This is a genomic window from Coprococcus sp. AF21-14LB, assembly GCF_003458885.1.
Lineage (GTDB): Bacteria > Bacillota > Clostridia > Lachnospirales > Lachnospiraceae > UBA9414.
In genome coordinates this window covers 1-925 of sequence record NZ_QRVX01000130.1, presented here as the reverse complement: position 1 = coordinate 925, position 925 = coordinate 1, and the positions used below count along the sequence as shown (strand labels likewise).

Annotated in this window: 1 protein-coding gene; it reads right to left on the bottom strand. The window is 28.6% G+C overall.

Annotated elements, in window-relative coordinates:
• Window positions 1–8 precede the first annotated feature (8 nt).
• Window positions 9–701 carry a CatB-related O-acetyltransferase gene (locus DWX73_RS14365; RefSeq protein ID WP_118349139.1) on the bottom strand — a complete coding sequence of 231 codons (693 nt, stop codon included), beginning with the start codon at window positions 699–701 and terminating at the stop codon, window positions 9–11.
• Window positions 702–925 lie beyond the last annotated feature (224 nt).

Sequence of the window (925 nt, the reverse complement as noted above, 5' to 3'; positions counted from 1 at the left end):
TACATAATTTACTTTTTTTCTCCATATTTTTTATCCCCTATATTATTTTTCATAATAAATTTAGAAATATCATTAAAATCCTGTACATTACTTTTTAACCAATCTTCTGTTTTATCCCACCATTTAAAATTCAAAAGAAATTCAATTTCTTTATCTGTAAATCTCTTTTTAAGAACTTTCCCTGGAATTCCAACTACTATCGTATATGGTTCAACATCATGCGTTACTAATGTTCCTGCACCTATAATTGCTCCATCTCCAATTGATATACCAGACATAATAGAGACACCGAACCCAATCCAAACATCATTTCCAATTACTACTGGATTTTTCTCATTATCTGCATATTTTTGTTCAATATATGTATTAGATGATGTATATGTAAAACCAGCCTGACATTTATTTGAAAAAAAACATGGATGGGTTGAAACATAAATTTCTGTAGGGTGCATACCCATAATCACATGAACATTATTCGCAATAGAACAATATTTTCCTATTTTCCCATTAATCTCACTATTATTACCTATATAACTTCCATATCCTAAAGTTCCTTTAAAATGTGTTCCTGATCCAATCACATTATTTCCCTCAAAAAAACTTCCCCTATCTATATTACATCCTCGACATAAAGTTACATTTTTTTTCTTAAACTTACACATGTAGTAGAATTTTTTTAACATAGTTTTTATAAAAGTCATTTAATTCTCCTCACAAATCCTTTATTTACCATCTATAACTATCTCTCTGATTTATAAATTGATGCAACGCCTCCACATACCATACACATCATAAAAAACACCCACGGACTACCTTCCATTATTGGTTCTAAGCACAAAAAAATTCCTACAGCACTATAAGTTCCTGTAAGAAGAAGTTTTGTATCTAATCCAATATATTTTTGCTTTAATAATTAAAATATATT

Excerpts from the sequence above, each read along its gene's own strand:
- DWX73_RS14365 (WP_118349139.1), bottom strand. The coding sequence starts at position 701 with ATGACTTTTATAAAAACTATGTTAAAAAAATTCTACTACATGTGTAAG.